Here is a 25,586-nt window from a genome sequence, read left to right as displayed (position 1 = left end):
CTCGTGAAACCGCGCTGAATGCGTCATGCCGCAACCTCTGCGGCATGACGACAACGACGAAAACGACGACAACGTCCTCACTCGCCATCGCGGCCACGGGGATGCGCAAGGCCTACGGGGGCAAGACCGTACTGGACGGCATCGATCTGACGGTGCCGGTCGGCACCGTCTTCTCCCTGCTGGGGCCGAACGGCGCAGGGAAGACCACCGCCGTGAAGATCCTCTCGACCCTCGTCACCGCCGACGCCGGTGACCTGTGGGTCGGCGGCCACGGTCTGGCCGCCGACCCACAGGCAGTGCGTGCCGCGATCGGTGTCACGGGTCAGTTCTCCGCGGTGGACGGCCTGATCACCGGCGAGGAGAACATGCTCCTCATGGCCGACCTGCACCGCCTGCCCAGACAGGAGGGGCGGCGAATCACCGCCGAACTCCTGGAACGCCTCGACCTCGCCGAAGCGGCGAGGAAGCCCGCCGCGACCTATTCCGGCGGCATGAGGCGGCGCCTGGACATCGCCATGACGTTGGTGGGCAGCCCTCGGATCATCTTCCTCGACGAGCCGACCACCGGGCTCGACCCCCGCTCCCGCCACAACACGTGGGACATCATCCGCGAGCTCGTCTCCGGTGGGGTGACGGTCTTTCTCACCACCCAGTATCTGGAGGAGGCCGACGAACTCGCCGACCGCATCGCCGTGTTGAGCGACGGGAGGATCGCCGCCGAGGGTAGTCCCGACGAGCTCAAGAGGCTCGTCCCCGGCGGGCACGTGCGGCTGCGGTTCACCGATCCGACCGCCTACCGTCGTGCCGCTCTCGCCCTGCGCGAGGCCACACGCGACGACCGTGCCCTCACCTTGCGACTCCCCAGCGACGGCAGCCAGCGCGAGTTGCGCTCCACCCTCGACCGGCTGGACTCGGTCGGTATCGAGGCGGACGAGCTGACCGTGCACACCCCCGACCTGGACGATGTGTTCTTCGCCCTCACCACCGGCGCCACCGACGCTCCCCACCAGCCCATGGAGTCCGCCCGATGAGCTCGCTCTCCCTCGCCGTGCACGACTCGGCCACGATGCTGCGCCGCAATCTCCTGCACGCCCGGCGCTACCCCTCCCTCACCCTGAACGTCCTGCTGACACCGATCGTCCTGCTGCTGCTCTTCGTCTACGTCTTCGGCGACACGATGAGCGCGGGCATCGGTGGCGGCGGCGCCGACCGCTCGGACTACGTCGCCTATCTCGTCCCGGGCATCTTGCTGATGACCATCGGCGCCACCCCGGCCGGGACCGCGGTGTCCGTCTCGATGGACATGACCGAGGGCATCATCGCCCGCTTCCGTACGATGGCGATCCACCGCGGCTCGGTGCTCGTCGGACATGTCGCGGGCAGTGTGCTGCAGGCCATCCTCAGCGTGCTGCTCGTCGGCGCCGTCGCCGTGGCCATCGGTTTCAGGTCCGTCGACGCCACGGTCCTGGAATGGCTGGCGGCGTTCGGACTGCTCGCGCTCGTCGCGCTCGCGTTCACCTGGATCGCGGTCGGGATGGGGATGGCGAGCCCGAACGCCGAGGCGGCCGGCAACAACGCGCTGCCGCTGGTGATCCTTCCGCTCATCTCGAGCGCCTTTGTGCCGGTCGACTCGATGCCCGGCTGGTTCCAGCCGATCGCCGAGCACCAGCCGTTCACCCCGGCCATCGAGACCCTGCGCGGCCTGCTGCTCGGCAGCGAGATCGGCGACAACGGGTGGATCACGATCGCCTGGTGCCTGGGCCTGGCCGCGCTCGGTTACCGCTGGTCGACGGCGCTGTTCAACCGCGACCCGAAGTAAGCGCACGGGCCGCCTCCCACAGCTGGTCCCGTTTCAGGGCGGCGTACCGCGACACCGCGTCGGCGTACGCCGCCCGGTCGGCGGTCTCGGCCGCCCGGCGAGCGCGGGCCGCCGACATCGTCGGCTGGAACTCGCGCAGCACCCGCAGCCGTTCGGCCAGCGCGATCATCCGTACGGCACAGACGTCGCCGGACGCGAGTCCGGCCATGCCGAGCGCGTGCAGCACCGTCCCGAACACAGGCAGCTCCAGGGACGAGCGGGGCGGGCCACCGAGCAGGAGCGGCAGCCGTTGCCACAGCCTCTCGACCGGCTCCGCGACCAGATCGAGCCGTCCGGCGTGCGCGTGCGCCGTCACCGCCGCCGACTGGATCTGAAGTGCCCACGGGTCGAGCCACGGGTCGCCGCCGCTCAATGAGCGTGCCTCGGGCAACCGCTCCACCGCCCTGCGCCACAGGCCGAGCCCCACCTCCGTGAACCCGCGGGCGAGAGCGATCTCGGCACGGCCGCCGAGGTCAGGGTTGTAGAAGGCGTCCTCCTGCGAGGCGTTGTCCCCCTCGGTCTGCCGCAGCCAGTACTCGGCCTCGTCCGGGTCGCCGCGCTGCAGACAGGCGAGGACGAGGGCCGAACGGATGCCGATGTAGTCGAGCTCGTCACCGAGCCGCGGCAGCGCCTTCAGCGCCGCCCTGAGGTGCTCGTAGGCGATCTGGCCCTGCCCTGCCCGCAGGGACAGCTCACTCAGCCGGGAGTGCCCCATGAGCTGCAGGGGCGGCTGGTCCACCGGAGCCAGCGCGGCGAGCATCCGGTGCGCCGAGGAGAGCGCGCGGTCGATGTCGTGCTCGTACTCCCATACGTAGGTCGCCACGCACTCGGCGATACCGGCGATCAGGGGCTGCTTACTGGCGCAGAGCGTGTGCAGCACGGCGTAGTCGGGTGGACGCATCTCCGGGAGTGCGCTCAGGACCGCCGCTGTGGCGCGCGGCAGGGTGTCCGGCGGAGCCACGGGCAGGCGGCGCAGGGTGACGAGCTGGCGTACGCCATGGGGTCCGTGGTTCATGAACAGGCCCGCCGCGCACAACACCGCCGCCGTGCGGGCGACTTCGACGTAGGCGGGCTGGGCGCGGTAGCGCGACAGCGGTGGGCCGGTGTCCGCGGCGAGGGTGGCCAGGCGGGGGTAGTTGGAGTCGGTGGACCACAGAGCGGCGAGTACGGCGGTCAGGGCGGCGATCGTCGGGTTCTCCGTGCGCGCCAGGGCGTGCCGCAGGGCCGGCACGAGGTTGTCCTGTTCGGCCCTGATCCGCTCCCGGGCAGCGATGGAGCCGACGCCGGCCGGGTGGAGCCGAGAGCCGGGGGAAGGTTCCGGAGCGAAGAGCCAGTCGTGGTGCCGCACCCCGAAGTCCCGCGCCCAGGCGAGGAACCGGCCCACGGCCTCGTCCTCCTCGTCGGCGTCCGCACGGCGGGCCGCCCTGAACTCCCGTACGGCCTCCAGCATCCGGAAACGCACGCCGGCCGGAGTGTCGACGACCGTAAGCAAAGACTGATCGGCCAGCTGCCCCAGGAGCGACAGCGCGTCCTCGCCGAGCACGTGCTCCGCCGCTTCCCCGGAGAAGCCGCCGGGAAAGACGGACAGTATGCGCAGCGCCGCCCTCGCGTCCGGCGTGAGGAGGTTCCAGCTCCACTCCACGACCGCGTGCAGGGTGCGGTGGCGCTCCGGAGTGTCCCGGGCCCCGCCCCGCAGCAACGCGAACCGGTCGCCGAGCCGACGGGCGATCTCCAGCACCGACAGCACCTTCACCCGCGCCGCCGCCAACTCCACGGCGAGCGGCAGCCCGTCGAGGTGACGGCAGAGCTCGGCCACCGCGTCCGCCGGCAGCTCCACACCGGTCCTGGCGGCCCGGGCGCGCTGCGTGAACAGTTCGACCGACGTGTCCAGATCGAGCTCCGGCAGCGCGTACACCGCCTCCGACGTGAGGTCCAGCGGGGCACGGCTGGTGGCGAGCACCCGCAGCTCCTTCGAGGACGCGACCAGGTCCTGTACGAGGCCCGCGGCGCCCTGGACGATCTGCTCGCAATTGTCGAGCACCAGCAGGGCGGGCCCGGAGCCGAGCACGCCGAGAATGCCGGACACCGGGTCGGCCGCGGCGTGGCCGCTCACCACGCCGTGCCGCCCCTCGCCCGCACCCAGCGCGGAGGCCACCTCAGTCGCCACGTCCGCGTCCGTGGTGACTGAGGCGAGCGGCACGAAGTGCACCACGCCCTGTTCGGCGCGGCGGCTGACGGCATGCGCGAGCCGGGTCTTGCCGAGGCCGCCGGGTCCGGCGACGGTGACGACACGGAAGGTGCCCAACAGCCCCCGCACCGCCGCGATGTCCGCCTCCCGGCCAAGGAGCGGGTTCGGCTCGTGCGGCACACCATGCCGAGCCACCGGGGCCTCGCCGCGCAACAACTCCCGCTGCACGGCCTGGAGTCCGGCGCCGGGGCCGGTGCCGAGCGCCTCACGCAGTTCACGGCGGTACGCCTCGTAGCGCGTGAGGGCGGCGGCGGGGCCCGCCGCCGCTGCCTGCGCGCGCAGCAGCTCGGCGAGCACTTCCTCGTCGCGCGGATGCTGCGCGGCGACCATGGCTAGCGGACCGGCCGCCTCCGCATGCCGTCCCAGGCGGGCGAGTGCGAGCGCCCGCGCGCGTACGAGAGCGGCGCGGGCGGGGGCACGCTCGGCGCGCAAGGCGTCGACGGGGTCGGTGCCGGCGGCGGCTTCGCCAGGGGCGCCTTCCCACAGGGCGAGCCCGGCTTCGGCCGCGGCCAGCACTCCCGCGTGGTCACCGGCCCTGGCCCGTGTCGAGCTCGCGGCGGCGTGCAGCAGCAGCACCGAGCTGTCGACCTGTTCCTCGGTGAGGGCGAGCCGGTATCCCGTGGGCGTGCTCGCGATGACGTCGGCGCCCAACCGCGCTCGTGCCCGGGACACGAGGACCTGCAGCGCCTTGCCCGGCCGCTCCGGCAGCGCGTCCGGCCACAGCCCCGCCACCAGCCGCTCGGTGCCGCTGCCCGTGCGCAGGTCGGCGGCGAGCAGCGCGAGCAGGGCGCGAAGCCGGGGCGCGGTGACCTCCTGCCCGCGATGCGCGACACGCGGCAACAGGGTCAGTTCGATGGTCACCCGAGCAGATTAGCCAAGGCCCGGGCAGCCCCCGGCAAGAATGCGCCGATGGATCTCAGGGCCGCCTCGTTGTCCATCTTTCACCCCTTCCTGTGCTGATGCCCGACCGAGCCCGTAGCAAGCGGATCCGTACGAGATGGCGGACGTCAAAGTGGCGCTCGTCGGTTTCGGCGACGCGGGGCGGCAGCATCTGCAGGCCCTGGGCGGCACGGTCGGCGCGTGTCCCGTGGCTGTGGTCGAGGACGATCGGGAAGCCGCCGCGGTGGCCAGGGCAGCCGGTCTTCAGACGCGTGACATGGGCCAGGTCCTGGCGGACGAATCGATCCGGCTCGTCGCCCTGTGCCGGCCCCCCCGAGTGCCGTCGGCAGTGAATCAGGACCCTTTTGGCGGCAGGCAAGCACCTTCTCCTCGACGCGCCATCTGCCGACCCATGGCCCGCAGCTAGCTCCCCGGTACGTTCTTGAGGAACACGAGCCCGTCGATCCGGGCCAGGTGGGCCGGGTCGAGCGGGGCGTAGCCGAACCAGGGGGATACGCGGGGCGCGGGGGGCGTGTCGCCGAGGGCGGCGGCCAGCCGCGGGGCGTCGATGACGTAGCGGTCCTCCGGGAGTGCGTGGAGGAGTCCTTCCACGGTGTCCGGCGGCGGAGTGTCCACTCCCTGGTGCCTGAGCGTGCCGAGGGCCGTGGCCACGAAGGCGTACCCCTCGCCTTCGCCCAGGCAGGAGTTGACGAGTGCGCCCGCGCTCCACCACTCGAGCAGCGGCTGGTCCCACATGCGCATCGTGCTCTTGTCCCGCTGGAGGTGAGTGTTGTGGGCGTGGACGAGGGTCGGACCCCGTTCGGCGAGGGCGAGAAGATTGTGGGCCATCATCTGGTCCCGCAGGCCCACCAGGCGGGCCATTCGGCTCGGTGAGGCGTCGGCCATCCAGTGGTGGTAGCGCAACAGGCCGGTGGCAGTGCGCCCGTAGAGGCGGGCTCGGTCCCAGTCGTCCCGTGAGGTCGCCGCGATCAAGTGCGGGCTCTGCGCGTCGAGCAGGGCCACGAGGTCGTCGGCGAGCACCCGCAGCTGCTGCGCCTCGGCCGACTGGCCCACGGACTGGGCCGGGTCCATCATCGCGGCGGGGTCGGCCCACCGGTCGTCGTCGCCGAGCAGATGGTCAAGGGTTTCCGCGGTGCAGGGCAGCAGGTCCGCATCCGCGACCCGGGCCGAGAGATAGCCGTGGAGCGAGGTGAGGGCCTGGCGGGGGCCGGCGGCATGGGTGATCTCCAGTGGGCCGTCGAAACCGGCGAAGCGGATCTGCTCGGAGGCGGGCCTGCCGTCGTTGAACTCCCCTGCCCAGCGCACGAGTTCGCGGTTGGCCGCGGAGGCTCCCAAGCCCAGGTCCGGGTGGCTGAAGCCGTGCTCCATGACGTCGTCGAGGGCGCCCGTGCCCGAGGTGACGTAGTCGTCCACGACCAGCCCCGCCATGCAGTCACTCTCGATCGCGATCGTCCGGTAGCCCTCCTCTTCGACGAGCTGCCGGAAGAGGTCGTTGCGCACGTCGAGCAGAGTCTCCTCGCCATGGGTGGGTTCGCCCAGGGCGAGCAGCTGTGGCCGGGTCCGGAGGAGCTTCATGATGCTGGTGGCCTCGACGGCATGTGCCGTGGTCTTGATGTCAGTAGCCATGCCTTAAACGCTATCGTTGAACTCTCGGTTGAAACTTTCTGCTGTACGGGCGGGTGCATGGGGAAAAACCTTAAAAGCCGGGAACGGCTCAGGCCGGTTGATCTGGCGCGCGGACACGGTCTGTCCACGCAGGCGGTCAGGAACTACGAGGAGGCCGGCATCCTCCCGGCCGCTGACCGCACACCGCACGGCTACCGCACTTACACCTCGCTGCACGCGCGAGCCCTGCGTGCGTTCCTCGCCCTGGTGCCGGGCCACGGCCACCGGACGGCGACGTCGATCATGCGGGCCGTGAACCAGGGGGCGGTCGATGAGGCGCTCCGCCTCATCGACGAGAGCCACGTTCAGCTCCTCGAGGACCGGCGGACCCTTCAGGCCGTGGAGAGGGCGCTGCGCGACCTGGAGCCCACGCCGGTGACCGGGGCCGGGCCCGAGGGCATGTTCATCGGCCCGCTGGCCGCAAAGCTCGGAATCCGGCCGGCGACGCTGCGCAAATGGGAGCTGGCCGGGCTGGTGCGCCCACGCCGGGACACGCGGACCGGTTACCGCGTGTACGACGAGGCGGACGTACGGGATGCCCGGCTGGTGCACCAACTCAGACGGGGCGGGTACCTGCTGGTACACATCGCCCCGCTGATCGCCCAAGTACGGGCGGCCGGCGGCCTGGAGCCCCTGGAAGCCGCGCTGAGCGACTGGCGCGGCAGGCTGTCGGCCCGAGGCCGGGCCATGCTGACCGGCGCCGCCGAGCTGGAGGCGTACCTCGGCGAGCATGCGCCGACAGGGGGAGCGAGAGCCTTCGGCAGCTGAAAGACCTGCTGTGATGTGCGGGCCGGGTGCTCCTGGGTATATGGCGATTTCAGCGGAGTGGCGATCGATGCGGGTAGAAAGGTGACACATGTCGATGAGAGGAGACGGTGTGGCATCGGACGCGGGTGACAAGGACGGGGAGCGTCTGCTGGACGGGCTGTCGGTGGACGAGGCCCGGCCGGAGCGCCCGGTGCTGCTCGACGCGGAGGGAGAGCCGCTGCGGACGTGGCAGGAGAATTACCCCTACTCCGTGAAGCTGAGGCGCAAGGAGTACGAGCGCCAGAAGCGGATCCTGCAGATCGAGCTGCTGAAGTTGCAGAGGTCGGTACGCGAACAGGGCCAGCGCATCGTGGTCGTGTGCGAGGGGCGTGACGCGGCGGGCAAGGGCGGCACGATCAAACGCTTCACCGAGCGCCTCAATCCCCGCGGTGCCCGCATCGTGGCGCTGGACAAGCCCACCGAACGCGAGGCGGGCCAGTGGTACTTCCAGCGTTACGTCGCGCAACTGCCGTCCGCCGGGGAGATCGTCTTCTTCGACCGCTCCTGGTACAACCGAGCCGGTGTCGAACCCGTCATGGGCTTCTGCACCCCACGCCAGCACGAGGAATTTCTCCAGCAGGCGCCGCTGTTCGAGAAAATGATCACCGATGACGGCATCGTGCTGGTCAAGTTCTGGTTCTCCGTCTCCCGCGCGGAGCAACGTACACGCTTCGCGATCCGCCAGGTCGATCCCGTACGTCAGTGGAAGCTCTCGCCCACGGATCTGGCCTCGCTCGATCTCTGGGACGCCTACACGCGCGCCAAGGTGGAGATGTTCCGCTCCACGGACACCGTTCACGCGCCGTGGTCGGTGATCAAGTTCAACGACAAGCGCCGCGGGCGCCTCGAGGCCATCCGGCATCTGCTGCTGCGCGTCGACTACGCGTCGATGGACAAAGACGCGGTGGGGGAGGCGGATTCGCTCATCATCGGACCCGCCGACACGCTGCTGGAAGCGGACGAGGACCCGACGGACCTTTCACCGAGCCGCCTCGCCGAAAGTGGTGAGGGGCCCGGTCAGCACCCGTGAACGACTGAGGTCCTGACGCTGTCCCCAGCAGCAGTCAGCCGACGTTGCGGCCCGGCGCGCGCTCGACGCGTGCCGGGCCGTGTCACGTACCGCTGTCTCGGCAGCAGACAGACCGTCAGCGCGCCGCGAGACCTGCGAGCAGCTGAGCGGCCGGCTTCGGGTGGACGAGCCAGCGCAGGTGGCTCCCCTCAAGGGTCCCGACGTCGAAGGGGTTGTCGGGGGTGAGCGTGTCGGCCTCGCGGATCAGACGGTCCTGCATGGCGAGCGGAATGCTGGCATCGTCGCTCAGGCGCACGTAGGTCTTGGGGACGCGGCCCCACGTCGCGGCCTGCGCCCGGTCGGCGGACGTGCCCACGTCGAGATTCTCATCGGGCTGGAAGGTGTTCAGGAACGTCAGGAACTCCTCATCGGTGAGATCGGCGGCGATGGCACCCTTGAGTGCGGCGAGCGTCTCCGGGGCGGCCGTGCGGAAGTTGACCCGGAGCAGGCCGAGCTCGGCCGGGTTCCCGACGAGCGCCGGAGCCAAGGCCGCCGGGTCTGCGCCGGCCATCTCCGGCTGGGCGTAATAGTCGTTGACGTCCAGGTCGACGGGGCACCAGGCGGAGACATAGACGATCCGGTCGATCAGATCGGGCCGGGCGTTGCCGACCGCGGTGAGCGTGATGCCGCCCCTGCTGTGGCCGACGAGGATGGTCGGCCCGTTCTGCTTCGCTCGCTCAAGGACCTCGATCACGCGGGCGGCGTTGTCGGCGAGAGTGACGCCCTTGATGCTTCCGGGTTCCCCGGCGAGCACGTCGAGATCCTGCGGCGCCTGGTAGGCCGCGGCGTACGTCGCCTCGAATCCGTGGCCCGGAAGGTCGACCGCGACCGAACGGTGCCCGAGCAGGCCGAGCTCGGCCTGCAGCGGCGCGAACGAGAACGAGTTGGCGAAGGCGCCATGGACAAATATGAATGTCGGCTGATTTTGCATGCCCGTAGCCTCCAACGAAACGATCTTCGGAACAAGCACGAATCGAATACTTGGTGCCGACGTCCGGACTGCCGCGCAGCCCGCAGAACGGACCCGCCGCGGAGCCCCGCGGAGCGGACCCGCCACGTACGCGACGGGGGACCCCCGCGGGCGTCGGCGTGCATAGCATGGCCTCATGACCGTAGATCTGTTCGCGGGCATCCCCGTCCGCGACTACACCACGGCGGTGGCCTGGTACGAGCGACTGCTCGGTGGGCCGCCGTCCTTCCTGCCCAATGACACCGAGGCGGTGTGGGAACTCGCCGAGCACCGCTACGTGTTCATCGAGGTGCGGCCCGAGCACGCCGGGCACGCCCTGCACACCGTGTTCGTCGAGGACTTCGACGGCCGCGTGGGCGAAATCGCCGAGCGGGGCCTGAAACCGGACACGCGCGAGACGTACGCGAACGGCGTCCGCAAGGCCACCTACCGCGATCCGGACGGCAACGAAATCGGATTCGGCGGCGGCCCGGCGGCCTGACCGAGACGATCCGTCAGCTCCGTGGGCTTGCCTCCGATGTCCTGGCGCACAGGTACGGGCGCGCGAGGAGCAGCGCCGTGCCGGTCAGGATGATGCCGAAGTAGACCGGCGCGAGGTGGATGAGGTCGGTGTAGTGGATCGTGCCGTGCACCACGACAGCGGGCAGGAAGCCTGCGGCCGCCGCCGCGGCAAGGGTCCAGAACACCCAGGCCTCGCCCCGTCGCCAACCCCACGCACTGAGCAGCACGATGGCCACCGCGGCGGACATCAACGCCCCGCCGAACCCCGCGCGGTCGTGGGCCAGGAACGGCACGAGCCGGGGATTCACGGCTTCCAGCGTGTGCGTGTCGGTGCCCAGGAACGTCAGGTCGGTCGGGACGAAGACATCGGTCAGACCGACCACCGAGATCACCACCCCGCCGACGAACAGACCCGCGCCCGTCAGAATCATCAGCAACTGGCCGACCAGTGCCCGCCGGCGTTCCGGCTCCGGGCCCTCGGGCGCCAGGCGCCACCGCGGCGCGTGCGGGGTGTGGCGCGCCGCGGCGACGAACATCGGGAACAGCACGAGGGCGGTGGCCGTGTGCAGCGGTTCCACGAAGCCGGTGGCCAGGAAGTAGAACAGCGTGGGGAAGCCGATCGCCCCCGACAGCAGGAACACCTCGCGGGCCCAGGGCCAACCGCGCCGGACCCCGCCCAGGGCGAGGCCGGTGTAGAGCGAGCCGATGGCCACCATCGTTCCGGCCATGGTGATCCGGTCGTGCTGGAGGAAGTGCACGAGGTGGTGATTGGCCGCGTGCAGTTCGTGCAGCGTCATGCCGAGGTAGTCGCGGTCGTACCAGAGCAGCACCGGCCCGAGCGTGATCGCCGCGGCGCCCAGCCCGGCGCCCGTCATGCCTAGCCCGACGAGCAGCGCCCACCACCAGGTGGGCCAGCGGCGCGGATCGCGGCCGACGTCGCGCAGCACCGGCGCGGGCGCCGTGGGCGTGGCGGCTTCGGTGACCCGCGCGAACCAGCCGGGTCCGGCGGCCACGAGGACTGCCGGGCGGGCGAGTACGACGGTGCCCGGGTCGTCGAGCGCGGTCGCCGCCGCCGAGACCGACGGGTCGCACACATGGATGACGTCGGGGGTGTCGCCGCCGGTGAATCCGTCGACGTGAGGCGTCAGGGCGGCCTCGACCCGCGGGTCGCAGGCGCGGACGACCACCGGGATCGTGCGGCCCGCGGCGGCCTCACGCACGGTCTGCACGTCGGCCGCCGAGACGGGAGCCACCTCGACGACGCCGGCCCCCAGCGGGGGCATGGCGCGAACCGTTTCGAGGGCGAGCGAGGGCGGGACGGTGATGCCGAGGCGGACGGCCACGGGCACACCGGCGATCTCGCCCGCGAGCCGTCGCGGCGGATGGCGGTGGCCGAACCCCCGGGCGATCAGCCGCGCGCCGGCGGGGCGGGAGCCGATGGAGGCCAGTATGCGCAGGGCGGTTCGCTGCGAACGGCGCAGGCCGAGTACGGCGGCTGCCGCGCCACGCAGCGGCTGATAGGTCCAGTCGGGCATCAGCGGCTCTCGTTTTCCGTCGCGATCGCCTGCTCACCGGGCGCGGTCCAGCCGAGGACCGGCGCCATGGAACGCAGCGTCACCCGCGTCGGCATCAGCCGGGCGGCCGTGTCCCGCAGCAGCACGGCGGGCGGCCACGACAGCTGACCCAGGGTGCCGAGCCGGGCGGAGCGGCGCGCGATGGCCTGGGCCCGCGGGCGGCGCAGCCGGTCGTACGAGTGGAGCGCGCCTGCCACGTCGTGGGAGCCGTCGAGGCAGTGGGCCAGCGTGACCGCGTCCTCCAGGGCCTGGCACGCGCCTTGCCCCAGGTTCGGGGTCATGGCGTGGGCCGCGTCGCCGAGGAGCGCGACCCGGCCGCGGACGAAGGAGGGCAGCGGCGGCAGGTCGTACAGGTCGTGCCGGAGCACGCCGCCCGCCGGGACGGCGGCCAGGAGGGAGGGGACGGGGTCCGGCCAGGCCCCGAACCGGCGCAGCAGCTCGTCGTACTCCGACGTGGCGGCGGTCGTTCCCGCGGGCAGCGAAGCGGTCGCGAAGCAGTACATCCGCCCGCCCGGCAACGCCGTGTAGCCGAACCTCTCTCCACGGCCCCAGGTCGCGGCGCCCTCGGCGGGCACCTCGGCCAAGGGCTCGGTGACCATGCGCCAGGCGGTATACCCGGCATACCGCGGGCCGGCCGCAGCGGGCCAGAGCGCGCCGCGGACCGCGCTGCGCAGCCCGTCGGCGCCGATCACGAGGTCGGGCCGGGTCTGCCCGCCGGGATGCTCGACGACCAGGCCATGATCGTCGTCGCGGACCAAGGACACCTCGCTGCCCGGCCGCAGGCTGTCGGCGGGCAACGCCTCGGTCAGCGCCCGCAGCAAGTCCGCGCGGTGCAGGACCAACAGGGGTTGGCCGAAACGCCGGGCCAGCTCCGCGTTGTCCGTACGGGAAAGCCAGCGGCCCCGCAGATCGCGTACGCCGCCGGCGGCCTCGACGGCGCCGAGTGCCCGGACGGTGTCGGCCAGGCCGAGTGCGTCGAGCGCGCGCAGCGCGTTCGGCCACAGGGAGATGCCGGCGCCGATCTCGGTGAACCGCGGGGCCCGCTCGAGCACTTCGACGTGCCAGCCGCGGCGGTGCAGGGCGATGGCAGCCGCGAGGCCGCCGATCCCGCCCCCGACGATGGTCGCGGCGCGCTGCGGCATGGTTCGTCCTCGCTCCGGGTTCGGGGGCGTCGCCCCCGGTCAAGTGGCTGCCGATGCGGCCGGGGTCCGAGCGGCAAACCACCTGCGCAACTCCGGCTGAGCGGCGCCTCATAGCAACATGTCGACAGAGACCTGTCAATGTGATGAGAAGCGGACCGAGGGGGATGTGATGCGGCCGTGGGCCAGGGTGAGGGTCTGGTCGGCGGTGGTGAGGTTCGAGGCGTTGTGGGTGATCAGGAGCGTCGTGCGGCCGTGGGTGGCGTGCAGGATGTCGGCGAGTACGGCCTCGGCTGTGTCGTCGTCCAGTCCTTCGGTGGGTTCGTCCAGGACGAGGACGGGCGGATCGGCGAGCAGGGCCCGGGTCAGGAGCAGGCGTCGGCGTTGGCCGCCGGACATGGCGGAGCCGTTCTCACCGAGGAGGGTGTCCCAGCCGTCCGGGAGCGATTCGATCCAGGTCAGAAGGTGGGCTCTGCGGGCGGCTTCGCGCAGCTCGGCGTCGGTGGCGTCGGGGCGGGCCAGGAGGAGGTTGGCGCGGATGGTGGTGTGGAAGACGTGGGCGTCCTGGGTCATGCCGGTGATCGCGCGGCGGGCGTCGGTTCCCGCGCACTCACGGAGTTCGCGTCCGCCGACACGGATGCTCCCGGCCTCGTAGGGCACGAATCGCATGAGTGCGGCGACCAGCGTCGACTTGCCGGAGCCGCTGGCGCCCAGGAGCACCGTCAGGCAGCCCGGCGGCAGGCGCAGACTCACTCCGTCCAGGGCCGCGGGACCGTCGGGAAGGTGACGTACGCGCAGGTCGGTGATGTCCACGCCGACCGGTGCGCGGGTGGTGAGGAGGGGGGCGGCCGTAGCTGGGTCCGTGACAGGCGGCGGAGTGTCGAGGAGATCGGCCAACCTGCGTGCGCCGGCCCGCACTTCGGCGAGGTGGCGTGCGGCGGTGGGCAACGGCGTCAGAGCCTCGAAGGAGACCAGCGCGAGCACCGCGAGGACGGTGAGGTGCACGGCGGACAGGTTCCCCGCCGTGTGGGCGTGCAGCGCGAGCCAGGTCACGCCGATCGTCGCCGTGGCCTGGAGGAGCAGGACCGTGGTGGAGGCGATCGACGTGGCCCAGGCCGCCCGGCGCTCCAGCGCGGCGATCCGGTCACATGCGCGGCGGTTCCGCTCGTGGGCGCGGCCCAGGGCTCCGTACGCGGCGAGGTCTGCCGCGCCCCGGGTCAAGTCCAGGCTGAGTGAGGCGAGTTCGGAGCGTGCCGCCTTTTCCGAGCGGCTCGTCCTGCGGGACAGGGCGAGAACCAAGGCGGGAACGATGAGCCCCGCCACGGCCAGCAGCAGCCCAAGGAGCGCACCCGCCTGCGGCAGCAACACCGTGGCCAGGGAGGTGGCGGTGGCGGCGACCGTGCAGGCGGCTGCGGCAGGGATCAAGACGCGTAGCAGGAGGTTCTGCGCGGCGTCGACGTCGTCGACCAGGCGGGTGAGCAGATCGCCGCTGCGGAAAGCGGGGGTGCCCGCTGGAGCCAGGGGCACGAGGGCCTCGTACACCTGGGTGCGGAAGCCCGCGACGGCCCGCAGTACGCCGTCGTGCCCCAGTAGCCGGTCGACGTAGCGCAGCGCTCCGCGCCCCAGGGCGAGGGCCCTGACGGCGACGATCGCCAGGCTCACCGAGGCGAGCGGGGGCTGTTCGGCGGCTCGGGTGATCAGCCAGGCGGCGGTGGCCGTCAGCGCGGCGGCAGCCAGCTCGCTGCCGGCCGAGGCGAGAGTGGCGGGCAGCAGGCGGCGCCAGTGCGGCAGGAGGTGGCACAGAAGGCGGAGGGTGGGGTGCGGAGCGGGTGCCGGGGGGCGGGCGGCGGCGTGGAGGGTCATGGCGTCACCAAGCCTTCCGTGCGGGCGAGTCGGGGTGGACAGGGCTTGCGGGCGGAGTGAGGACGCCTGCTTCCACGGTGATGATCCGGTCGGCGTGAGGCAGCAGGCTCGTACGGTGAGCGACCACGATGGAGGTCTTGCCGCGCATGAGGCGCACCGTGGCGCGTGTGACAAAGGCCTCGCTGTCGGCGTCGAGATGGGCGGTCGGTTCGTCCAGGAGCAGTACGGGGGAGTTCTTGAGGAAGGCGCGGGCCAGGGCGATCCGCTGGCGCTGCCCCGCCGAAAGCCCGGTGCCGTGCTCGCCGAGGATCGTGTCGTAGGCCTGGGGCAGTTCCTCGATGAAGTGCCCGGCGTAGGCGGCGCGTGCCGCCCGGCGCACCTCTGCGTCGCTCGCGTCGGGGCGTGCCAGGCGGATGTTGTCCGCGATGGAAGCGGCGAACAGGTGGGGGCGTTGGGGCACCCAGGCCACCTGGGAGAGCCACGGGTCGGGGTCGAGGGCGGCGAGGTCGGTTTCGCCGACGGTGACACGGCCTGACGTGGGGCGCGTGAAGCCGAGGAGCAGCGCGAGGAGTGTGGACTTGCCCGCACCGCTCGGTCCGATCAGGGCGATGCGTTCGCCGGGCCGCAGGGAGAGGGAGACGTGGCGGAGGGCGGGGGTGGCACGGCCCGGGTAATGGACCGAGACGTCTTCCAGGCACAAGTCCGCCGCGCGGACGTCGGGCACCGGTCGGTGGTTAACGGCGGGTGCCGTGGGCGCGCCCCTGCCATGGTCATCGGAGTCGTCGTATCCGGCATGGCCGCAAGGGGCGTCGACGTCGGTATTGGTACCGCTCTCGGCATCGGCGTAGGCATCGGTGCCGGCGTTGGCGTTGGTGTCGACATCGTCGAGGATGGCGAAGATCCGCTCGGCCACAGCGATGCCCTCGGCGCTGTCGTGAAAGGCGGCCCCTGCCGCACGCAACGGCAGATAGGCCTCGGGGGCCAGGAACAGCACGACCAGAGCCGTACGCAGGTCCACCTCTCCGTCGAGCAGCCGTAGCCCGACCGGGACGGCCACCAGCGCCACGGAGGCAGTGGCCACCGTCTCCAGGACGAAGGACGAGAGGAACGCCACGCGCAGCGTGCGCATGGTGGCTCTCCGGTGGGCATCGGCCATCTCGTGCACCACACGCGCCTGGTGTTGCTCGCGCCCGAACGCGCGCAGCGTCGGCAGCCCCGCCACCACGTCGAGGAAGTGACCGCCGAGGCGGGACAGCAACTGCCATTGCCGGGCGGTCCTGCGGGCGGTGTGGGCGCCGACCAGCGCACCGAACACCGGGATCAGCGGCAGCGTCACGATGATGATCAGCGCGGAGGTCCAGTCCGTCCACGTCAGCCACGCGACGACCGCTAGGGGCACCACAGCGGTGGCAGCCATCGTGGGCAAGTAGCCGACGACGTACGCGTCCAGAGCGTCCAGGCCCCGGGTCAGCAGCGTGGCTGTCTCGCCGTGGCGACCGGCGGTGAGCCGCAGCGGGCTGGTGTGCCGCAGCCGATCGGTGATCCTCACGCGCAGTGTGCGTTTGGCGTCGGCCGCGGTGCGCTGCGCGAGCACTCCGCGGGCCCAGGCCAGCAGCGCGCGCAGCGCCATGACCCCGGCCAGCGCGGCCAGCGGCGCGACCGGGAACGGCTGCCCGGCGAAGCCGTCCGCGAGGATCGCCGCCAGCAGGACAGCCTGGGCGACGATGAGCCCGGCGGCAAGGACTGCGAGCGCCGAGGAGCGCGTCATATGGCGCCGCAACAACGGCAGTTCACGCATCAGCCGTCGTTCGACGGGCTTCATCTGGTCCTCATCCTGTGGTCCTCTTCGCTCTCGGCGCTTCCTTCTCGGCGCTGCGCTCTTGGCGCTTCCCGAGGATCAGAAGTAACTGGGGTGACGGTGGCCGGTCCGGCCTCGGAAGGCCCACCAGCTCCATGTCTGGTACGCGAGGATGGTCGGGACCACGAGGACCCCGAACGCGCTCAGGATCTTGAGCGTGGTGCCGTCCGTGACGGCGTGCCCGATGGTCAGCCCCTCGCCGGCCGAGGAGATCAGGAGGTACGGATAGTGGCCTGCCCCCAGGAGCAGTACGGGCAGCGCCGTCGCGCAACAGGTGGCCGCGAACGCCGAGATGTCGTTCCCGCGGGCGAAGTGCCACCACGCACCGGCGAGCGCCGCCCCGAACAGGGAGGCGATGACCGCCGAGGTGGCGCGGTTCGTCATCGAGGCACCCGCGCCGAAGAGCGTGAGGAGCAGCGCGAGGGCGCCCACGGCCGCGGCCCCACGGAGCAGTGAGGCGCCCAAGTGCCGCGCCCTGGAGGCGAGTTCCGGGCCCGAGCGCAGCGCGACGAAGGCGGACCCGTGCGCCGCGAAGAGCAGCGCGGTGGTGGCGCCGCACGCCAGCGTGAACGGTGTGAACACATCGCCGAAGCCGATGTGGAAGCTTCCGTCGGCCCGTCGGGGCACGCCGTGGAGCAGCAGGCCCACGACGAGCCCCCAGCAGACGGCCGGCAGCGTGCCGCCGAACACGATCAGGGCGTCCCACCAGCGGCGCCCGCGAACGCCGCGGGCGCGACGCCGCAGTTGGACGGCCGCGTTGCCGAGGACCAGGCCGACGAGGATCGCCACGATCAGGGGATACAGGCCGGGCAGGAGAGTGCCTTCGAGGTGCGGGAAGGCGCCGAACAGCACGCCGGCGAAGGCGACCAGCCAGACCTCGTTGCCCAGGAAGAAGGGCGCGATGGCGTCGAGGGCGGCGTTCTGGCCGGTGGGCTGGTGCGCACCCTCCCGACCGCCTCGGTCACCTCGGCCGCCGAGGAAGGGGTGCAGCATCTGTACGCCGTAGTCGTAGCCGCCGAGCACGAAGTACCCGGCGAGCAGCAGGCCGAGGAGGGCCAGCCAGGCGGTCTCCAGAGTCATTTCGATCAACTTTCCGTTACCGCAGGGGAGTACAGCAGGGAGGCATCGCGGAGGAGGGAGGGCAGCGGGGAGGTCATATCGGTCGTGTCGGCGGCGCCGGTCGGTTGTGTCAGAGGACCGGGACCGGCTGCTTGTGCTCGTCGGAGCCGCCCCCTTGCCCCTCAGGCACGTCGTCGGGGAGCGGTTCGGTGGTGCCGAGCTGGGTGGCGCCGGGGCCCCGAAGAGCGAAGCGGGTGATCAGTGTCCAGTTCGTCACCGCCAAGGCGACGAAGACGGCGATGAAGACAGTGCAGGAGACGGCCAGCGCGGCCGTACCGACGTGGGAGAGAGCGTCGTCCACCGACAGCTCGCCGTAGACGAGCCATGGTTGCCGACCGACCTCGCGGACGACCCAGCCGCCCACGGAGGCGATGAAGGGGAACGGGACCGTCGCGACCAGCAGCCACAGGGCGGGACGCCAGCGCGTCAGCCGGTTCTTCCACAGCAGGATGACGGCGATGAACGTAAGGGTGGACACGGTGTTGCCGATGATCGTCATCACGTCCATCGAGATCCGCATCGTGTCCTGCCAGGGAACGTAGTCGCCGGGCCCGTGCTCCTTGACGAGCTGCGCCTGCACCTCTGCGACGCCGCTGTTCTCCAGGACCGCGTCCTTCATGGGCTGGGTCCGCTCGATCACGGGCCGCTGCATCTCGCCGACGACGACGACGAAGAACGAGGCGACCATGGCCACCCATAGGCCCAGGCGCATGGAACCGCGGAAGAGTGCGACCTCCTTGGTGTGCCGGAGGAAGTGGTAGGCGCTGATCCCGGCGATGAAGACGCCGCCCGTCGTCAGCGCGGCAAGTGCGATGTGGAAGAGAGCGATCAGGGCGCTGGAGTTGGTCAGCAGGGCGCCGAAGTCGGTCAAGTAGGCTGCGCCGTCGCGTACTTCGTAGCCGACCGGGTTCTGCATGAAGCCATTGGCGACCATGATCCAGTACCCGGAGGCGTACGCGGTCAGGGCGACCAGCCAGATGAGCGTGACGTGCACGCCCCTGCGCAGGCGGCCCCAGCCGAAGATCCACATGCCGAGGAAGGTGGACTCGGCGAAGAAGGCGATGAGGGTCTCGAGGGCCAGTGGGGCTCCGAAGACGTTGCCCGCGAACTTGCTCAGGCCGCTCCAGCTGAGCCCGAACTGGAACTCCATGACCAGGCCGGTGACGATGCCGACCGCGTAGTTGATGACGTAGAGCTGTCCCCAGAAGCGGGTCATGCGTTCGCGGACGGCCTTCTTGGCGGGATCGCGGGTGTACGCGGCCCGGGTGTGCATGATCGCCACCAGGGGGACGAGCCCCATGGTGAGGATCACGAACAGCCAGTGGATGCCTGTCGTGGCCGCGAACTGGAGTCGCGCCAGATCCGCAGCGCTCATGGTGGGACCTTTCTCGGGGATGCCGGGACGGTGGCTCTGAGGAAGACCGTAGGGAGAATCGCTTATGCGATCCAAGACCTGTTTTGCCATGTGAAGATGGCTCGGAAGGCATAAGTGAAGGTGGATCATGGATCTTCTGCAGTTGCGCTACTTCCAGGCCGTCGCCCGTTTCGAGCACATCAGCCGCGCCGCGCAGGAACTGCGCGTCGCCCAGCCCTCGTTGAGCCGCACCATCGCGCGCCTGGAGTCCGAGCTCGGCTCCCCGCTCTTCGACCGGCAGGGGCGCCGCATCCGGCTCAATCCGTACGGCGCGATGTTCCTGCGGCATGTGGAGCGCGCCCTGAGCGAACTCGACGACGGCCGCAGAGCCGTGCGAGAGGCCCGTGACACCGGGCTCGGGCGGGTGAGCGTGGCCTCTGAGACTCTGCTGACGGTCACTCACCTGCTGGGCAGCTTCCGGGCCGATCATCCCCGTGCGGACGTACGGCTCTTCCAGTCGACCGCGCAGGAGATGGACCGCCGGCTGCGCACTAGAGAGGTCGACTTCTGCGTGGCCTCCCAGCCGCTGACCGGCACGAATCTCGAGTCGGTCGAACTCGCCCGCGAGGAGGTGCTGCTTGCGGTACCGCCCGGGCACTGGCTCGACGGCCGGGAGAGCGTGACGATCCCCGAGATCGCCGACGAGCCCTTTGTCACCACGCGCCCGGGACACTGGCAGCGCACCCTGCTCGACCGATTGTTCGCGGCCGAGGGGCTCACCCCGTTGCTGTCCTGCGAGGGCGATGAACCGGGCGCCAGTCAGGACATGATCAGTGCGGGGCTCGGCATCGGCCTCATCCCGGCGATGTCCCGCCGCGCCGGGACGGATGCCGTGGTCCCGGTCGCCTGGGTCCGTCTGGACGCGCCCGATTGCGAGCGGGTGCTCACTCTGGTGTGGAGCCGCGACGCCTACCTGTCCGAAGCCGCGCTGAAGTTCAGGGGGTTCATCGCAGGGAGGCCTTTCATGACCCATCGCATGCCCGCGGCGCGGGGTGAAGGCGTCCTCGATCCGTCCTGACGCGCCGACGAGCTACTCGCCGGGCGATTCGGCCCGCCAAAGCTGGGAACGCCGCACGAGAGGGCTCAAAGGCCCCTCCGGGCGCCGTCCCGAACAGGGGGAGTCCCGCACCCCTGGGTGCCTGTCGAGGGAGTGCGTCCCGCTGGGGAGTGAGGGGAGTTCGCCCGGGCGGGGCGCACGCTCCGGCTGTGGCCCCCTCGCGGCGACCACGGTCAGCCGGTTCCGCTGTCCTGCCGGAGTGCATTCTCGCCCCCACACCGCTCGTAACGCGGCGCGTGGGTTGCCGTTCTTTCTGGAGCCCTGGGTCCGCGGAAGTCCCCCGAAGGAGACGATCCGGCTCCGCCGGGCGGCTCTTTCCGGTGGCGGGGCGAGAGAAGCATGCATAGAACGGAGGACACGATCACGTGCGGGGCACGGACGTCCCGCTGAAATGGAGAAGCGAAAATGGCCGCTGAGTCATTCTCTGCCGCAGGGGACACTTCCGGGACCGGTGAGCCTCTGGTGTCGACGACGGTTCACTGGGGCACCGCGCAGCTCGGCGCTCCACCCTCCCACCAGCCCGCCGCGTGGCCGCAGGCACTCGAACAGGACACCGAGCACGTGCCGCAGGAGCAGGCCGCGTACGCCGACGACGACGGGCCCCCGCGAGAGGCGCCCGACACGGACGACGCACCCTCGGAGCAGGCGGGACCGGGCCCTCACGAGGACACGGTGGAAGAACTCATACGTGTCGCTGTGGTGTCCAGGCCGCTTGACGACGTCGTCGACCTCGTCACTCTCCTGGAGCAGTCGCCTGAGGGTGTGACAACCGCCGCATCGGTGCTCCGCCTGGCCGCCGTGGCCCGCTCCGTCGACGACGTCACCCGGCTGGTAGAACTGCTGGGCCCGCCCGAGCACCCCGCCGACCACATGGACGAGGCCATTCGGCACGCCGCCGAGGAACGACCCGTTCCGGAGGTGAGCCGTCTCGTTCACCTGCTGTCCCGCCCTCCGCACGATGCGCGCAGCAGCGCCGAGGCGGTGCACGCCGCCGGCACGACCAGATCGGTCGAGGATCTGATGCAGCTGATCGGCAGCCTCAAGGAACAAAAGGACGCCGACAACCCCGAGGTCAAGATCCCGGACGCGCCGCTCGCGCCGCCCACCGGCGCCGATGCGGGCTACCCCGCGGCCCCGGCCGCGCAGGCCATGCAGGCCATGGCAGCACAGGTCACCACGCCCTTGTTGTGGCTGCGGCGCGTGGCGGGCGTGCTACTTCTCCTCTGTGCCGCGGCCCATTTCCCGGTCAACTGGTCGGACGCGTCCACCGTCGGTCTCTTCGCCGCGCTCGGGGTCTCCGTCGTCTGTGCGCTCTCGGGTGTGGCGCTGTGTCTGAGCGGGTCGCCGATCGTCGCCGTGGTGAGCACGTTGGTCGCCGGCGCGGTGACCGTCGGCCACCTCGTGGACGATCGGGTCAACTCCACGACGCTCTCCTATGTGTTGCGGCCCGACGGGGTGACAGCGCCGATTCCGGCGCTGACGGCGGTGGCCGCTACGTTGGCCGCACTGCTGGTGGTCGCGCTCACGGTCTCCGGCGTCAGGTCCGCGGCCAACCGGAACGCCACCCCGCGTCTGTAGGCGTGGACGGAAGGTGCTCGCGTTTCCCGGCGAGGCCGGTGAGCGCGAGCACGGCGCCGCGCCGGGGGGACAGCCGTTCTTCCGGGACCGTGCTTCGGCTGAACACGGCCGTCTCCGGCATCGGCACCTGCATCATCGGCACCTGCATCATCGGCACCTACACCGCTCACCGCTCACGCCGTGAGCCCCATCGCCACCGTCACCACGCCGAGCAGCCCGACATAGGTCCAGGCGTGGAGACGGTCGGGTATCCGCGGCGGGCTGCGCCGCAGCACCGCGATGACCGGCAGAGCGCCCAGGAGCAGCGCCGAGGCGGCACGGACGTCCAGGAGGCCCACCAGGTGCACTGGTGCGCCCGCCGCTGAGGGCACCGCCGCCACCCCCAGGGACATCACGGTGGCCGGGAGCGCGATGGCCAGGGTGAGGGGGTTGGCCAGCGAGGTGGCCATCCGCATGGTGTGCCCGGCCCGCCGCATCGCGGGAACGGTCATGACGCTGCCACCCACGCCGAGGAAGGCGGCGACCGCACCGATCGGCGCGCCCAGAAGCATCGGCAGCGGACGTGTGGCATCGGATGCCGTCCCGCCCCCGGAGCGCGGGCGCAGGAATCCGGGGCGCAGCAGCAGGTCCGCGATGGTGACAGCGACGTACGCGATGAAGGCCCACCGGACCAGACCGGCCGGGGCGAGGCGTGTGGCCAGCGCGCCTGCCGCGGCTCCGGCCGCCAGCAGGAGCAGCAGCCCCCCGCTGCCGCGAAGCGCCAGGAGCACCCGTCGCGGCGTGACTGCCGTCGCGAACGCCGCGTTCACCACCATCACCAGGGCCGAGGTGGCCGTCGCCACCCGCATCGCGTCCGTGCCGAGAGCGGCGTCGGCCCACACCACGACCGGTACGGCGACGAATCCTCCGCCGAAGCCGAACAGCACGGTCGTCACCCCGGTGAGGAGCCCCACCCCGATCAACGTCACGAAGTCCATGAGTCCACCCCACCAGCCGTGACGAATTGCCCGCATGCGATGGTCGGCACAGTTTCATCGCGAGTCGGCCATTAGGGTGGGCGGGTGAAGAACGTCCCGCTGGCCGATGTCGACCACGTCGACCGGGCCGTCCTGCCGATCGGCACCGACTACCCTCCCGGCCACGTACTCGACTGGCACGAACACCGGCGGGCCCAGTTTCTCTACGGCGCCACCGGCGTCATGGTCGTCGACACCGCCGAGGGGACCTGGACCGTGCCGCCCGAGCGCGCCGTGCTGATCCCGCCCGTGACGCGGCACCGGGTCCGCATGGAGGGGGTCAGCACCCGGAGCCTGTACATCGAGCCGCATGCCGTCCCGTGGTGGCCCGCCACCTGCACGGTCGTGGACGTTCCACCGCTGCTGCGTGAACTGCTCCTGGCCGCCGTCGAGTTCACGTCCGACTACAGTCTGGCCGGGCGCGAGGGAAGCATCGCCGCACTCCTCCTGCACGAGATCGCCGAGCGCGCTCCGCTCCCGTTCCACGTCGGGATTCCCGCCTCCCCGGACCTCGCGCGCCTGTGCCGCGCGTACCTCGCCGCCCCGGACGCCGACGCCACCAACGCCGCATGGGCCGCCCAGGTGACCATGAGCGAACGCGCCTTCACCCGGCGGTTCCGCTCCGAGACCGGCGAAAGCCCCGCCGTCTGGCGCAGCCGCGCCCGACTGCTCGCGGCCGTCCCGCTCCTGCGCACCGCATCGGTCAGCGAGGTCGGCGGCCGCATCGGCTACGCCTCTCCCGCGGCGTTCACCGCCGCCTTCACCCGCGCCTTCGGCACGCCCCCGTCCCGCTTCGCCAAAAGCCCCCGGCGCGGCGGAGAAAAACCCTCCTGAGCTGCACGTTCGCTGACAATGCGCCCGGCGGCGGTGTCGAGTCGTGTCGTCACGGTGTCGAGTCGCGTTCGTCTGCCCCCGCGACGCCATTTCCACGCCCCGGGTTCCTGCCAAATACCGCTCGAGCTGTGAGCCCACCCATAGGAGCCACGTCACATGCTAAGGACGGTAGTAGCCCCCTGGCGTGCGCGCGGCGGGCCCGGAGTCGCCTGCGCGGTGTCCGACCAGGGCGACCTGCGTACCCGGGTAGTACGTCACATCATTGCGTCCAGCTCGGACCACCGCTAACCCTTGCTGAAGTTCCGGAGAGCCGGGATCGATCGGGCGAAATCGCCCGCCTCGACCGCGCCTCCCCAACCACTTCGCATGGGAGAGTTACCCCCGCATGGCCATTGCTCAGACGCAGACCAAGCCCGGCCGCATCACCCGACTGCGCAAGATCTCCGTCGCCGGTATCGCCACCGCAGGTGCCGCGGCCGCCGCCCTCACGCTGGTTCCCTCGCAGGCCCACGCCGCCGAGCCGGCCGCCGTGAGCAAGCAGGTCTCCCAGGCCGCCGCGGCCGACAAGAACTACGCTGACAACCTCGACGGCTGGATCAAGGAGTCCCTGGACATCATGAAGTCCAAGGGCATCCCCGGCTCCTACGAGGGTCTGCACCGCAACATCATGCGTGAGTCCGCCGGTGACCCGAACGCCCAGAACGGCTGGGACGTGAATGCCCAGAACGGCACCCCCTCCAAGGGCCTGCTCCAGGTCATTCAGCCCACCTTCGACGCCTACCACGTCAAGGGCACGCCGAATGACCTGACCGACCCGGTCGCCAACATCACCGCCGCCGCGAACTACGCCGCCGACAAGTACGGCTCGATCGACAACGTCGACTCCGCCTACTGAGCCACCGGTCGAGGAACCCACCGGGCCACCGGTCGAAGAGAAGGGGCAGCGCATGCCGCACGAGAGCAGCAACGAGCAGCAGGCGCGCATGGCCGACGGCCCCGCAGTGCCCGACTACGGGCCCCCGCGGGCGCGGCGCTCCCGGCGCAAGCCGAAGAAGAAGACCCTGCGGTACGCCACGTGGAGCGCACTGGGACTGGTCCTGATCGGCGGAGGAGGTGCCGCCTATGCCTGGCAGCACCTCAACGGCAACATCCAGGGCACGGACGTGAACGCCGCCCTCGGGAAAGACCGGCCCAGCGAGCAGAAGGACGGCTCGATGAACATCCTTCTGCTCGGGTCCGACTCCCGGGCGGGAACGCACGGCCGCTACGGCAGCGGCATCAGTGGAGCCCGCGCCGACACGGCGATGGTCCTGCACGTCGACAAGACCCACAAGAAGGCCTCGGTCGTCAGCATTCCGCGCGACACGATGGTCGAGCGGCCCCAGTGCGCCAAGCCGCACGGCGGCAGGGCGGCCGGCGCGCAGCAGGCCATGTTCAACTCGTCGTACCAGGTGGGCGGCCCTGCCTGCACCGTGAAGACGGTCGAGAAGATGTCGGGCGTTCGGATGAACCACTACCTGGAAGTCGACTTCAAGGGATTCCAGAAGCTCATCGACGAACTCGGCGGCGTGGACATCTCCACCCGCAAGGCGATACACGACCCCAACAGCGGGCTCGCCCTGAGCGCCGGCAAGCACACGCTCAAGGGCAAGGAGGCACTGGAGCTCGTTCGCACCCGGCACGGCGTGGGTGACGGGAGCGACCTGGGCCGCATCCAGCTCCAGCAGGCGTTCATCAAGGCGCTGATCCACCGTGCCGACACCGTCGACCCGCTGGGCAGCCCCGCCAAGTCCTACGACCTGGCGGACACCGCCACCAAGACCATCAGCGCGGACTCCGAGCTGGCGTCCGCGGACAAGCTCCTCGGTCTCGCCAAGGAGCTGAAGGGCATCAGCCCCGACCACACCAACATGGTCACGATGCCCGTCACCTACGACTCCCAGGACTCGGGGCGCGTCCTGCCGCTGAAGAAGGCCTCACACCGGGTGTGGGACGCCCTGCGCCACGACCGGCCCATCCCGAAGTCCGCGACGCGGGACTCGGTGGGTGACCGGAGCGACTCTCCGGTGACGGCGGGCACCTGACCCGACCGAGGACCCCGGGCGCGCGGCGCGAC

Annotated in this window: 21 protein-coding genes; 11 read left to right on the top strand and 10 right to left on the bottom strand. The window is 71.0% G+C overall.

The features are described 5' to 3' along the window. Positions 1-44 precede the first annotated feature (44 nt). On the top strand, positions 45-1,031 hold the full coding sequence (locus tag AB0I94_RS36860) for an ATP-binding cassette domain-containing protein (RefSeq protein ID WP_363314153.1): 987 nt from the start codon (positions 45-47) through the stop codon (positions 1,029-1,031). Continuing rightward, positions 1,028-1,819 carry an ABC transporter permease gene (locus AB0I94_RS36855; protein WP_363314152.1) on the top strand — a complete coding sequence of 264 codons (792 nt, stop codon included), beginning with the start codon at positions 1,028-1,030 and terminating at the stop codon, positions 1,817-1,819. The genes AB0I94_RS36860 and AB0I94_RS36855 overlap by 4 nt, the downstream gene beginning before the upstream one ends. On the opposite strand, the gene AB0I94_RS36850 is transcribed toward AB0I94_RS36855, so the two are convergent. After that, a complete protein-coding gene (locus AB0I94_RS36850; RefSeq protein WP_363314151.1) occupies positions 1,800-4,967 on the bottom strand; it encodes a BTAD domain-containing putative transcriptional regulator in 3,168 nt (1,055 codons plus the stop codon). The two genes, AB0I94_RS36855 and AB0I94_RS36850, sit on opposite strands and share 20 nt — an antisense overlap. A 136-nt stretch (positions 4,968-5,103) precedes the next feature. Here AB0I94_RS36850 and AB0I94_RS36845 point away from each other — a divergent pair, with 136 nt between their 5' ends. Continuing rightward, positions 5,104-5,412, top strand: coding sequence for a hypothetical protein (locus AB0I94_RS36845; protein ID WP_363314150.1), 309 nt, complete (start codon positions 5,104-5,106; stop codon positions 5,410-5,412). Here AB0I94_RS36845 and AB0I94_RS36840 read toward each other — a convergent pair. Next, positions 5,409-6,632, bottom strand: a complete 1,224-nt coding sequence (locus tag AB0I94_RS36840; RefSeq protein WP_363314149.1) for an erythromycin esterase family protein — start codon at positions 6,630-6,632, stop codon at positions 5,409-5,411. The two genes, AB0I94_RS36845 and AB0I94_RS36840, sit on opposite strands and share 4 nt — an antisense overlap. A 57-nt stretch (positions 6,633-6,689) precedes the next feature. Here AB0I94_RS36840 and AB0I94_RS36835 point away from each other — a divergent pair, with 57 nt between their 5' ends. After that, positions 6,690-7,439: a TioE family transcriptional regulator gene (locus AB0I94_RS36835; RefSeq protein WP_363314148.1), complete on the top strand. Its 750-nt coding sequence runs from the start codon at positions 6,690-6,692 to the stop codon at positions 7,437-7,439. 109 nt (positions 7,440-7,548) lie between these two features. Then, positions 7,549-8,508 carry a polyphosphate kinase 2 gene (ppk2, locus tag AB0I94_RS36830; protein WP_363314147.1) on the top strand — a complete coding sequence of 320 codons (960 nt, stop codon included), beginning with the start codon at positions 7,549-7,551 and terminating at the stop codon, positions 8,506-8,508. A gap of 115 nt (positions 8,509-8,623) precedes the next feature. On the opposite strand, the gene AB0I94_RS36825 is transcribed toward ppk2, so the two are convergent. Further along, positions 8,624-9,478: an alpha/beta fold hydrolase gene (locus AB0I94_RS36825; RefSeq protein ID WP_363314146.1), complete on the bottom strand. Its 855-nt coding sequence runs from the start codon at positions 9,476-9,478 to the stop codon at positions 8,624-8,626. A gap of 175 nt (positions 9,479-9,653) precedes the next feature. Here AB0I94_RS36825 and AB0I94_RS36820 point away from each other — a divergent pair, with 175 nt between their 5' ends. After that, complete coding sequence (locus AB0I94_RS36820) at positions 9,654-9,998, top strand: VOC family protein (RefSeq protein WP_363314145.1); 345 nt, start codon at positions 9,654-9,656, stop codon at positions 9,996-9,998. 13 nt (positions 9,999-10,011) lie between these two features. Here AB0I94_RS36820 and AB0I94_RS36815 read toward each other — a convergent pair whose 3' ends face one another. From AB0I94_RS36815 to AB0I94_RS36790, 6 genes are all read right to left on the bottom strand, one after another. Further along, on the bottom strand, positions 10,012-11,553 hold the full coding sequence (locus AB0I94_RS36815; protein ID WP_363314144.1) for a hypothetical protein: 1,542 nt from the start codon (positions 11,551-11,553) through the stop codon (positions 10,012-10,014). After that, entirely contained in the window at positions 11,553-12,734 is a 1,182-nt protein-coding gene (locus AB0I94_RS36810; protein WP_363314143.1) for an FAD-dependent monooxygenase, read from the bottom strand. Before AB0I94_RS36810 ends, AB0I94_RS36815 begins: the two co-directional genes overlap by 1 nt. 135 nt (positions 12,735-12,869) lie before the next feature. Beyond that, positions 12,870-14,594, bottom strand: a complete 1,725-nt coding sequence (gene cydC / locus AB0I94_RS36805) for a thiol reductant ABC exporter subunit CydC (protein WP_363314142.1) — start codon at positions 14,592-14,594, stop codon at positions 12,870-12,872. Between the two features lie 4 nt (positions 14,595-14,598). Continuing rightward, positions 14,599-16,416, bottom strand: a complete 1,818-nt coding sequence (gene cydD / locus AB0I94_RS36800) for a thiol reductant ABC exporter subunit CydD (protein WP_363314141.1) — start codon at positions 16,414-16,416, stop codon at positions 14,599-14,601. 75 nt (positions 16,417-16,491) lie between these two features. Beyond that, the gene (locus AB0I94_RS36795) at positions 16,492-17,532 is read right to left on the bottom strand and encodes a cytochrome d ubiquinol oxidase subunit II (RefSeq protein ID WP_363314140.1); all 1,041 of its coding nucleotides are present in this window, start codon (positions 17,530-17,532) and stop codon (positions 16,492-16,494) included. A 109-nt stretch (positions 17,533-17,641) separates the two neighbouring features. After that, the gene (locus AB0I94_RS36790) at positions 17,642-18,946 is read right to left on the bottom strand and encodes a cytochrome ubiquinol oxidase subunit I (protein WP_363314139.1); all 1,305 of its coding nucleotides are present in this window, start codon (positions 18,944-18,946) and stop codon (positions 17,642-17,644) included. A gap of 127 nt (positions 18,947-19,073) precedes the next feature. On the opposite strand from AB0I94_RS36790, the gene AB0I94_RS36785 reads away from it, so the two are divergent. Further along, positions 19,074-20,003 (top strand): LysR substrate-binding domain-containing protein, encoded by a 930-nt coding sequence (locus AB0I94_RS36785; protein WP_363314138.1) that lies wholly within the window; start codon positions 19,074-19,076, stop codon positions 20,001-20,003. Between the two features lie 501 nt (positions 20,004-20,504). After that, positions 20,505-21,620 (top strand): hypothetical protein, encoded by a 1,116-nt coding sequence (locus AB0I94_RS36780; RefSeq protein WP_363314137.1) that lies wholly within the window; start codon positions 20,505-20,507, stop codon positions 21,618-21,620. A gap of 173 nt (positions 21,621-21,793) precedes the next feature. Here AB0I94_RS36780 and AB0I94_RS36775 read toward each other — a convergent pair whose 3' ends face one another. Continuing rightward, positions 21,794-22,597 (bottom strand): sulfite exporter TauE/SafE family protein, encoded by an 804-nt coding sequence (locus tag AB0I94_RS36775; protein WP_363314136.1) that lies wholly within the window; start codon positions 22,595-22,597, stop codon positions 21,794-21,796. A gap of 84 nt (positions 22,598-22,681) precedes the next feature. Here AB0I94_RS36775 and AB0I94_RS36770 point away from each other — a divergent pair, with 84 nt between their 5' ends. From AB0I94_RS36770 to AB0I94_RS36760, 3 genes are all read left to right on the top strand, one after another. Further along, positions 22,682-23,470, top strand: a complete 789-nt coding sequence (locus AB0I94_RS36770) for a helix-turn-helix transcriptional regulator (RefSeq protein ID WP_363314135.1) — start codon at positions 22,682-22,684, stop codon at positions 23,468-23,470. 385 nt (positions 23,471-23,855) lie between these two features. After that, positions 23,856-24,365: a transglycosylase SLT domain-containing protein gene (locus tag AB0I94_RS36765; RefSeq protein ID WP_363314134.1), complete on the top strand. Its 510-nt coding sequence runs from the start codon at positions 23,856-23,858 to the stop codon at positions 24,363-24,365. A 52-nt stretch (positions 24,366-24,417) separates the two neighbouring features. Continuing rightward, a complete protein-coding gene (locus tag AB0I94_RS36760; protein WP_363314133.1) occupies positions 24,418-25,554 on the top strand; it encodes an LCP family protein in 1,137 nt (378 codons plus the stop codon). Positions 25,555-25,586 lie beyond the last annotated feature (32 nt).

Source organism: Streptomyces sp. NPDC050147 (genome assembly GCF_040660195.1).
In the GTDB taxonomy this organism is placed as follows: Bacteria; Actinomycetota; Actinomycetes; order Streptomycetales; family Streptomycetaceae; genus Streptomyces.
This window is presented reverse-complemented; position numbering and strand designations above follow the sequence as displayed.

Excerpts from the sequence above, each read along its gene's own strand:
- AB0I94_RS36860 (WP_363314153.1), top strand. The coding sequence starts at position 45 with ATGACGACAACGACGAAAACGACGACAACGTCCTCACTCGCCATCGCG.
- AB0I94_RS36855 (WP_363314152.1), top strand. The coding sequence starts at position 1,028 with ATGAGCTCGCTCTCCCTCGCCGTGCACGACTCGGCCACGATGCTGCGC.
- AB0I94_RS36845 (WP_363314150.1), top strand. The coding sequence starts at position 5,104 with ATGGCGGACGTCAAAGTGGCGCTCGTCGGTTTCGGCGACGCGGGGCGG.
- AB0I94_RS36840 (WP_363314149.1), bottom strand. The coding sequence starts at position 6,632 with ATGGCTACTGACATCAAGACCACGGCACATGCCGTCGAGGCCACCAGC.
- AB0I94_RS36835 (WP_363314148.1), top strand. The coding sequence starts at position 6,690 with ATGGGGAAAAACCTTAAAAGCCGGGAACGGCTCAGGCCGGTTGATCTG.
- AB0I94_RS36825 (WP_363314146.1), bottom strand. The coding sequence starts at position 9,478 with ATGCAAAATCAGCCGACATTCATATTTGTCCATGGCGCCTTCGCCAAC.
- AB0I94_RS36820 (WP_363314145.1), top strand. The coding sequence starts at position 9,654 with ATGACCGTAGATCTGTTCGCGGGCATCCCCGTCCGCGACTACACCACG.
- AB0I94_RS36815 (WP_363314144.1), bottom strand. The coding sequence starts at position 11,553 with ATGCCCGACTGGACCTATCAGCCGCTGCGTGGCGCGGCAGCCGCCGTA.
- AB0I94_RS36810 (WP_363314143.1), bottom strand. The coding sequence starts at position 12,734 with ATGCCGCAGCGCGCCGCGACCATCGTCGGGGGCGGGATCGGCGGCCTC.
- cydC (WP_363314142.1), bottom strand. The coding sequence starts at position 14,594 with ATGACCCTCCACGCCGCCGCCCGCCCCCCGGCACCCGCTCCGCACCCC.
- cydD (WP_363314141.1), bottom strand. The coding sequence starts at position 16,416 with ATGAAGCCCGTCGAACGACGGCTGATGCGTGAACTGCCGTTGTTGCGG.
- AB0I94_RS36795 (WP_363314140.1), bottom strand. The coding sequence starts at position 17,532 with ATGACTCTGGAGACCGCCTGGCTGGCCCTCCTCGGCCTGCTGCTCGCC.
- AB0I94_RS36790 (WP_363314139.1), bottom strand. The coding sequence starts at position 18,946 with ATGAGCGCTGCGGATCTGGCGCGACTCCAGTTCGCGGCCACGACAGGC.
- AB0I94_RS36785 (WP_363314138.1), top strand. The coding sequence starts at position 19,074 with ATGGATCTTCTGCAGTTGCGCTACTTCCAGGCCGTCGCCCGTTTCGAG.
- AB0I94_RS36775 (WP_363314136.1), bottom strand. The coding sequence starts at position 22,597 with ATGGACTTCGTGACGTTGATCGGGGTGGGGCTCCTCACCGGGGTGACG.
- AB0I94_RS36765 (WP_363314134.1), top strand. The coding sequence starts at position 23,856 with ATGGCCATTGCTCAGACGCAGACCAAGCCCGGCCGCATCACCCGACTG.
- AB0I94_RS36760 (WP_363314133.1), top strand. The coding sequence starts at position 24,418 with ATGCCGCACGAGAGCAGCAACGAGCAGCAGGCGCGCATGGCCGACGGC.